Consider the following 8286-nt stretch of genomic DNA (forward strand, 5'->3'; position numbering starts at 1 on the left):
CGCCACCTGGGCGTTGGCGCGGGCCAGCTCCGGCGGGGTGCCACGGCCGGCGTTGATCAGCCGCTGGGTGACTTCGCGGCTGCGCTGCTGCAGCTGCAGCGAGTGCTCGGCCACGTGCAGCTCATGGTTGGCGTGGCAGATCTCCACGTAGCTGCCGGCCACCTGGGCCACCAGCGACACGCGGGCCAGGTCGAGCGCGGCGGCCACGCTCTGTTCGTCGGCATGCGCGGCCTCGGAGGCGCGCTTGAGCTTGCCGAACAGATCGAACTGGTAGGACACCGCGAACTTGCCGTCGGCCAGGTTGATCGGCGGCAGCTCGTGTTCGAGCAGGAAAGACTCGGCCGACAGCTGCGCGCGGCTCACCCCGGCCTCGGCCTCGTACTCGAAGCCACCGGCATCCAGCGCCTGCTCGTACACGGCGGCGGCGCGGCGCAGGTTGGCATCGGCCACCTTCAGTTCCACGTTGTCGCGCAGCGCCTGCTGCACCAGTGCGTTGAGGGTGTCGTCCTGGTACAGCTCCCACCAGCGCGCGGGCAGCTCGGCGCCGGCGGCCACCTGCGGGTTGCCGGTGTCGATGAAGGCGGCATTCGCTTCCGGCCGCTGGAACGCCGCGCCTGCGGGCACGGCGTAGTCCGGGCCCACGGTCGTGCACGCCGCCAGCGTGGTCAGCGCCAGCCCCAGTGCGATGCGGTGCAGGGCAGGGCGGCTCACAACGCCGCCTGTGCCGGTCGTGCCGGCGCCGGCTGGGCCGCATCGGGCTGGATGGTGACGGTGGCGGTGCGCCCGGCAATCAGGGACACGCCGGCCGGGATGTGGTCGATATGGATGCGCACCGGGATGCGCTGGGCCAGCCGCACCCAGTCGAAGGCCGGGGTCACGTTGGGCAGCAGGCTGCTCCCCTCGCTGCGGTAGCGGTCCTCGATACCGGCGGCGATGCTCTGCACGTGGCCCTGCAGCGGCTGCGCCTCGCCCATCAGCCGGATGTCCACCTTCTGCCCGGCATGCACGCCGCGCAGGCGGGTTTCCTCGAAGTAGCCATCGACCCGGAACGAGCCGGTGTCGAGCACCGCGATCACCGGGCGCCCGGCCGTGACGTAGTCGCCGGCGCGTACGGTGCGGTCGTTGACGTGGCCATCGCTGGGGCTGCGCACCTCGGTGCGGGCCAGGTTGAGCCGGGCCAGGTCCACGGCGGCCTGCGCGGTGGCCATCGAAGCCTGCGCGGCCTGCAGCTTGGCCCGGCGCACTTCGGCGTCCTCGGCGGCGACCAGGTCGGACAGGCTGCGGTCGCGGGCGATCTCGCGGCGCAGCTGCTCCAGCGTGGCGCGGCGTTCGCCGAGTGCGGCCTGGGCCTGCTCCAGCGCGATCTGGTAACGGGCCCGGTCCACCACGAACAGCACCTCGCCACGCTTCACCGGCTGGTTGTCGGCCACCTTCACCGCCTCCACCAGCCCGGACACGTCCGGTGCCACCTGCACCACGTCGGCGCTGACGTGCGCATCGCGCGTCCACGGCTCGTCCATGTAGTACGCCCACAGGTGGCGCAGCACCAGCACGGCGACGAGCACCGCCACGACGGTCAACACGACCGGGAATGTCTGCTTGAGGATCTTGTTCACGATTGCATCCAACGCATCAGGGAAAACAACCCGCCGAGCACGATCACGTACACGGCCAGGTTGAACAGGGCGGGGTGCCAGATGTGGCGGTAGGTGCCGGTGCGCTGCAGGACCAGGCGCAACCCGCTCTTGAGCAGGTAGGCCAGCAGCATCAGCCCGAGCAGGGTCGGGACGAACACACCATAGAGACTGAATTCACCGTACATCGAGGCAAAGGGTTCACTGGGGGAGCGGAAAGGGGGACGCCCGGCGTCGCGGCACGACACCGGGCGGTACAACGGGGCAACGCTTACGTCACGCGGTCGGCCGCATCGGCCAGCAGCTGCCAGAGCTTCAGCACGGTGCGCAGTTCGTCCACGGACAGCTCGCCGAACACGTCCTGGCGCAGCCCGATCAGCTGGGTCTCCAGCTGGCTCACCAGGGCCTCGCCCTTGTCGGTGAGCCACAGCAGGTTGGCGCGGCGGTCGCTGGCATCGCACTCGCGGCGAACCAGGTCGCTGGCCGAAAGCTTGTCCAGCAGGCGCACCAGGGACGGACCTTCCATGCCCAGCTGTTGGGCCAGGGTCACCTGGCGGATACCCCCGCCGGCGCGCCCGATCATCAGCAGCGGCATGGTGCACGCCGCGGAAATGCCATAGCTGCCGAGGGCCTGGTCGGCCAGGCGCTGCCATTGCCGCCCTGCGTAAAGCAGGCCGGAGCTGAGCTGCATCTGCAGCTGGGTACGTTCGTCGAGGGTACGTTTCATGGCAGATCGATAGGATACTACTAATTTCCATCCTATCAATACCCCCAGCCCAACCGCGGCCCAACGCCGGGCCCGTCGGGGCACGTCCCGGGCCGGTGGCGTGGGACGCCCGAGGGCTCTGTCGGGTACGATGCTCGCCCCCCTTCGGGTGCTGTATGTAATGAGCAAGAAAGACAACGACGCCACCCCGGTCACCCAGGCCGATGCCGAATCGGCCGTGCGCACCCTGCTGCGCTGGGCCGGTGAAGACCCCACCCGCGAAGGCCTGCTGGATACCCCGCGGCGCGTGGCCGAAGCCTACGGCGACTGGTTCAGCGGCTACCGCGACGACCCGCGCGCCTACATGGAGCGCACCTTCGAGGAAGTGGCCGGCTACGACGAACTGATCGTGCTGCGCGACATCGAGTACGAAAGCCACTGCGAACACCACATGGCCCCGATCATCGGCCGCGTGCACGTGGGCTACCTGCCGGCCGGCAAGGTGGTGGGCATCAGCAAGCTGGCCCGCGTGGTCGAAGCCTATGCACGCCGTTTCCAGGTGCAGGAAAAGATGACCGCCCAGATCGCCCAGTGCATCCAGGACGTGCTGCAGCCGGTGGGCGTTGGCGTGGTGGTGGAAGGTGCGCACGAGTGCATGACCACCCGTGGCATCCACAAGCGCGGCGTCAGCATGGTGACCTCCAAGATGCTGGGCAGCTTCCGCGAGGACGCCCGCACCCGCGCCGAGTTCCTGCGCTTCATCGAAGTGGGCGGCAAGCGCTGAACCTGCCGCGCGCCCGGCACCATCGTGCCGGGCCGGTTCCCTTCCTGCTGCGCGGCGTCCGGCCGCGCGGTGTTCTTCCGGATGTCCTGGCTGCATGAAGCACCGCGAACGCATCACCCGTTACCGCACCCTGCGCGAACAGCCCCAGTGGAAGCTGCTGGCCGCGGCCAACGCCCCGGAAATCATCGGCCTGCTGCAGAGCCTGCTGATGGATGGCGAGCGCACCCTGCCGGCCGCCGCCCTGCATGAACGCCTGCAGCGCGCGCTGGACCAGCTCAACGGCGAGGAACTCTCGCGCGAGCTGCCGCGTACCGCCCAGGCCTATATCGCCCACTGGCTGGCCCAGGGCTGGCTGGAGCGACGCCTGCCCGACGGCGCCGACCAGGAGCAGTACGAGCTGTCCACCCAGGCACTGCAGGCCATCCGGTTCGCCGACAGCCTGGAGCAGAGCCGCGTGGCGGCCACCGAAAGCCGGCTGGCGCTGGTGATCGAGCAGCTCTCGCAGCTGGCGGCGCAGACCGAATCCAACCCGGATGCGCGCCTCTCCGCATTGCGCGACGAACGCGACCGCATCGACGCGGAGATCGCGCGGGTGGGCGAGGGCCGGGTGGTGGCGCTGGACGGCAAGCGCGCGCTGGAACGCGCGCGCCAGATCATCGGCCTGGCCGACGACCTGACCGAAGACTTCCGCCGCGTGCGCGATGACTTCGAACGCCTCAACCGCGAATTCCGCGAACGCATCATCGACGACGAAAGCGAGCGCGGCGACGTGCTGTCCCGGTTGTTCGAGGGCGTGGACGTGATCGGCGACAGCGACGCCGGGCGCAGCTTCCAGGCGTTCTGGCGGTTGCTCAACGATGCCGAACAGAGCGCCCAGCTGGATGCCGCGCTGGAGGCGGTGCTGGCACGGGGCTTCGCGCGCAAGCTGGACCGCAACGAGCGCGCCTTCCTGCGCGGCTTCACCGGCACCATGCTCGACCGCGGCGGCCAGGTCCACGACGTGCTGCAGCACTTCGCGCGCAGCCTGCGCGGGTTCGTGCAGAGCCGCGGTTACCTGGAACAGCGCCGGCTCAACCAGCTGCTCAAGCAGGCCCAGTCCGAAGCGTTGGCATTGCGCGACGAATTCTCCGCCCAGCGCCCGATCGGCCGCGACCTGCAGCTCACCACCAGCCGCCTGCGCTCGTGGTCGCAGTGGAAGCTGCACGACCCGCGCAGCGCGCAGGTGGACGGCAGCGTGCAGCGCAACGACGCGGCCAGCATCAGCCTGGAAAGCGTCGGCGACCTGGTGGCATCGTCGGAAATCGACTTCCGCACCCTGCGCCGCGACCTGCACGAACTGCTGGGCGCGCAACCGAAATTGAGCATCGCCCAGGCCCTGTCGCAGCGCGAAGCGCCGCAGGGGCTGGGCAGCGTGATCGGCTACCTGTCGCTGGGCACCCGCCACGGCACCGTGGTGGACGGCGAACAGGAAACCGCCCATTGGCGTGGCGGCGATGGACAGTGGCGACGCGCCCGCATCCCGCTGGTTTGGTTCACCCAGGAGAAACGCCATGAACTGGCATGAAGATTCCCATGACGTCGCCCCCACCGATGGGGCCGCAGACGATCACGACGCCGAACCGGTGGTGGTGACGCCGCTGCCGCGGCGAAGCAATGACGTGTTCTACATGGGCGACACCGGGCGGCTGCCGTTGGATGGGCGCCGCGCGCTGTGCCAGCTGCTGATCGGCCCCAGTATCGACCAGCTGCGCCACGCCAAGCTGTGGCCGGCCCTGATCCGCAGCGAGGCGGCCATCCGCTCGGCGCTGGCCGACCTGTTCCTGGAACTGGTGCTGGACCGCGACAGCGGCGTGGCGTTCACCCGCCAGGCCGACACCGAAGACATCGACGCGCCGGTGCTGCTGCGCAGCTCGCCGCTGACCTTCATCGACTCGGTGCTGCTGCTGTACCTGCGCCAGCAGCTGGCCGAGGCCGATGCGCGCGGCAATCGCGCGGTGGTGGCCGACACCGAGATGGCCGAGGCACTGGCCATCTACGAAAAGAACCTGTCCACCGACCGCGCCGGCTTCAATCGTCGCGTTGCCGCGGCGGTGCAGAAGATGAAGGAAAACCACATCCTGACCCGCCTTGCCGGCCAGGACGACCGCCACGAAGTGTCGCCGGCCCTGAAGCTGCTGTTCTCCGCCGAAGACGTCTCCGCGCTGTCCAACGTGTACCGCCAGTTGCGCGACACCCCCGCTGCAAAAGCCTGAACGGACCACCGATAACGCATGGCCATTTCCAAGCACACCCCCGCCCTGTTCAATGACGGGCTGCCCGATCCGCGGCTGCAGCAGTTCCGCATGCGCCGCCTGCAGGTGCACAACTGGGGCACCTTCAACGGCCTGACCGAAGTGCCGATCGCCGAGCGCGGCTTCCTGTTCGTGGGCCGGTCGGGCTCGGGCAAGTCGACCCTGCTCGATGCCATGTCGGCCATGCTGGTGCCGCCGTCGATCGTCGACTTCAACGCCGCCGCGCGCGAAGCCGAACGCAGTGGCCGCGACCGCAACCTGGTGTCCTACGTGCGCGGCGCGTGGGCCGACCAGCAGGACCGTGGCACCGGCGAAATCGCCACCCAGTACCTGCGCAAGGGCGCCACCTGGACCGCGCTGGTGCTGGAATACCGCGCCGGCGATGGCCGCGTGGTCAGCCTGGTGCGCCTGTTCTGGATCGCCGGCAACGGCGCGGCCGCCGCCGACGTGCGCAAGCACTACCTGATTGCCGAGCGGCCGTTCGACATCGCCAAGGACCTGGGCGGCTTCGACCTGGACCTGCGCAAGCTCAAGCAGCGCCTGGGCGACGTGCACCACTTCGACAGCTTCGTCGGCTACGCCGAACGCTTCCGGCACCTGCTGGGCATCGACAATGAAATGGCGCTGCGCCTGCTGCACAAGACGCAGTCGGCCAAGAACCTGGGCGACCTCAACGTCTTCCTGCGCGACTTCATGCTGGACACGCCCAAGACGTTCGACGCCTCCGAACGGCTGGTCAGCGACTTCGCCGAACTCGATGGCGCGCACACGTCCGTAGTTACCGCCCGCCGCCAGGTGGAAACGCTGCTGCCCGCGCGTGCGCTGCACGCCGAGCTGAAGGCGATGAACCTGCAGCGTGCCGATGAGGAAACCCTGAAGCTCGGCCTGGACAGCTTCCGCGAATCGCGCCTGCAGCAGCTGCTGGAAAAGCGCCTGCACGACATCGACGTGCGCCACCGCGGGCTGCTCGGCGAAGAAACCCAGCGCCGCCAGACCCTGGCCAACCACGAAGAACACCTGGCCGGGTTGGAGCTGCAGCGGCGGCAACAGGGTGGCGAGCGCATCGAAGAGCTGGAACGCGAGCAAGGCCGCGCCCAGGCCGAACGCGACCGCCGCCAGGCCAAGCATGAGCAGGCCCAGCAGGCCGCCGGCAAGCTGCAGGAGACGGTGCCCGACGATGCGCACGGCTTCGCCCAGCTGATCGCCCGCGCCCAAGGCGAGCTGGACAACCGCCAGCAGGCCGCGGCCGCGCTGGACGATGCCATCACCGAACGCCTGGCCGGCAAGCAGGACGATACCCGCCGGTTCGGCGATGTTCGCGCCGAACTGGAGGCGATGGAGCGCAACCCGTCGAGCATTCCCGCGCCGCTGCAGAAGCTGCGCAGCCGCCTGGCCGAAGAGACCGGCGTTCCCGAAGCGGCGCTGCCGTTCGTGGGCGAACTGATCCAGGTCCGCCAGCAGGACGGCGCGTGGCAGGGCGCGATCGAACGCGTGCTGTTCGGCTTCGCGCAGTCGCTGCTGGTGGAAGACAAGCACTACAACGAGGTCAACGCGTGGGTGAATCGCACCCACCTTGGCATGCGGCTGACCTACTACCGCGTGCGCCGCAACGACGATGCCATCGCCCGCGAACCGTCCGCGCGTTCGTTGCTGCACAAGCTGGAGTTCCGCGACAGCGTGTTTGAACCGTGGCTGCGCCGCGAGCTGGGCAAGCGCTACGACTACGAGTGCGTCGATGCCAAGCAGCTGCGCGATGTCGACCGCGGCATTTCCCGCGAAGGCCAGGTCAAGCATCCGGGCGACCGCTTCGAAAAGGACGACCGCAATTCCATCAGCGACCGTCGCCGTTGGCTGCTGGGCTTCAGCAACACCGAAAAGCTGGCGCTGTTCCGCAAGGAAGCGCAGGAACTGGCGCAACGCATCGCCGCGTGCGACGAAGACGTTGTCCGGCTGCGCAGCCAGCGCGACCGCGACAACGACCGCCGCCTGGCGTGCAACCAGCTGGTCAACTTCGTCTGGGAGGAAGTTGACGTCGTAACGGCGGCCCAGCGCCTGGACGACATTGCCGCCTCGCTGCGCGAACTGAAGGAAGGCAACGCCGACCTGGCCCGCCTGGCCCAGCAGATCGACCAGGCCCGCGCGGACATCGCGCAGGCACGCCGTACCTACGAAGACACCCGCGTCGAGCTCGCCCAGCACGCGCGCGAACGCGACAAGCTCGACGCCCAGCGCCAGCGCAGCCGCGCCCTGGTACTGCCGGCGCTCGGCGCCACCCAGGAAGCCGGGCTGCAGCGCCGCCTCGATGCACTGGGCGGGCTGAGCCTGGAAACGCTGGAAGCGCACATGCGCGAGATCAGCAAGGGCATCAACGAAAGCCTGGCTGCCTCGCAGCACGACGTGCACCGCGTCGAGACGCAGCTGGTGGCCTGCTTCCGGCGCTTCGCCCAGGCATGGCCGGAGGAATCCGGCGATTTCACCGCGTCGGTTGCCTCGGCCGAGGATTTCCTGGCCCGCCTGCAGCGCCTGGAACGCGATGGCCTGCCGCAGCACGAAGAGCGTTTCTTCGACCTGCTGCAGAACCAGAGCAAGAACAACCTGCTGGCCCTCCAGCGGCACAGCGCCGAGGCCCGCAAGTCGATCGGCCAGCGCCTGGACGAGGTCAACGCCTCGCTGGAGCAGGTGCCGTTCAACCGCGGCACCCTGCTCACCATCGAGCTCAGCGACCGGCGCCTGCCGGAGGTGCTGGAGTTCCACCAGCAGCTGCGCGAAGTGCTGTCGCACCACCAGACCGAAGAGCGCGAGCTGGCCGAGGCGCAGTTCGCCGTGTTGCGCGAGCTGGTCAAGCGGCTGGGCTCGCAGGAAGGCGAAGAC

8 protein-coding genes are annotated in these 8286 nt (G+C 69.0%); 4 read left to right on the top strand and 4 right to left on the bottom strand.

Going from position 1 to position 8286, the window contains the following annotated elements:
* The 4 genes from DBR34_RS22730 to DBR34_RS11230 form a co-directional block, all read right to left on the bottom strand.
* Positions 1 to 711, bottom strand: a 711-nt coding sequence (locus DBR34_RS22730; RefSeq protein WP_258223827.1) for a TolC family protein, incomplete at its 3' end; no start/stop codon positions are given.
* The gene (locus DBR34_RS11220) at positions 708 to 1616 is read right to left on the bottom strand and encodes an efflux RND transporter periplasmic adaptor subunit (protein WP_181393976.1); all 909 of its coding nucleotides are present in this window, start codon (positions 1614 to 1616) and stop codon (positions 708 to 710) included. The genes DBR34_RS11220 and DBR34_RS22730, both read right to left, overlap by 4 nt.
* The gene (locus DBR34_RS11225; protein ID WP_128096854.1) at positions 1613 to 1822 is read right to left on the bottom strand and encodes a DUF1656 domain-containing protein; all 210 of its coding nucleotides are present in this window, start codon (positions 1820 to 1822) and stop codon (positions 1613 to 1615) included. Before DBR34_RS11225 ends, DBR34_RS11220 begins: the two co-directional genes overlap by 4 nt.
* Positions 1823 to 1905: 83 nt before the next feature.
* Complete coding sequence (locus tag DBR34_RS11230) at positions 1906 to 2361, bottom strand: MarR family transcriptional regulator (RefSeq protein WP_038691612.1); 456 nt, start codon at positions 2359 to 2361, stop codon at positions 1906 to 1908.
* A gap of 160 nt (positions 2362 to 2521) precedes the next feature.
* On the opposite strand from DBR34_RS11230, the gene folE reads away from it, so the two are divergent.
* From folE to DBR34_RS11250, 4 genes are all read left to right on the top strand, one after another.
* Positions 2522 to 3124, top strand: a complete 603-nt coding sequence (folE, locus tag DBR34_RS11235; RefSeq protein ID WP_038691614.1) for a GTP cyclohydrolase I FolE — start codon at positions 2522 to 2524, stop codon at positions 3122 to 3124.
* Positions 3125 to 3218: 94 nt separating this feature from the next.
* A complete protein-coding gene (locus tag DBR34_RS11240; protein WP_038691616.1) occupies positions 3219 to 4688 on the top strand; it encodes a DUF3375 domain-containing protein in 1470 nt (489 codons plus the stop codon).
* Positions 4675 to 5376 (top strand): DUF4194 domain-containing protein, encoded by a 702-nt coding sequence (locus DBR34_RS11245; protein ID WP_128096855.1) that lies wholly within the window; start codon positions 4675 to 4677, stop codon positions 5374 to 5376. Before DBR34_RS11240 ends, DBR34_RS11245 begins: the two co-directional genes overlap by 14 nt.
* Before the next feature lie 18 nt (positions 5377 to 5394).
* On the top strand, positions 5395 to 8286 hold a 2892-nt coding region (locus DBR34_RS11250; RefSeq protein WP_258223828.1), incomplete at its 3' end, for an ATP-binding protein.

The organism is Stenotrophomonas sp. HMWF003 (assembly GCF_003061285.1).
Taxonomy (GTDB): domain Bacteria; phylum Pseudomonadota; class Gammaproteobacteria; order Xanthomonadales; family Xanthomonadaceae; genus Stenotrophomonas; species Stenotrophomonas maltophilia_AP.

Excerpts from the sequence above, each read along its gene's own strand:
- DBR34_RS11230 (WP_038691612.1), bottom strand. The coding sequence starts at position 2,361 with ATGAAACGTACCCTCGACGAACGTACCCAGCTGCAGATGCAGCTCAGC.
- DBR34_RS11240 (WP_038691616.1), top strand. The coding sequence starts at position 3,219 with ATGAAGCACCGCGAACGCATCACCCGTTACCGCACCCTGCGCGAACAG.
- DBR34_RS11225 (WP_128096854.1), bottom strand. The coding sequence starts at position 1,822 with ATGTACGGTGAATTCAGTCTCTATGGTGTGTTCGTCCCGACCCTGCTC.
- folE (WP_038691614.1), top strand. The coding sequence starts at position 2,522 with ATGAGCAAGAAAGACAACGACGCCACCCCGGTCACCCAGGCCGATGCC.
- DBR34_RS11245 (WP_128096855.1), top strand. The coding sequence starts at position 4,675 with ATGAACTGGCATGAAGATTCCCATGACGTCGCCCCCACCGATGGGGCC.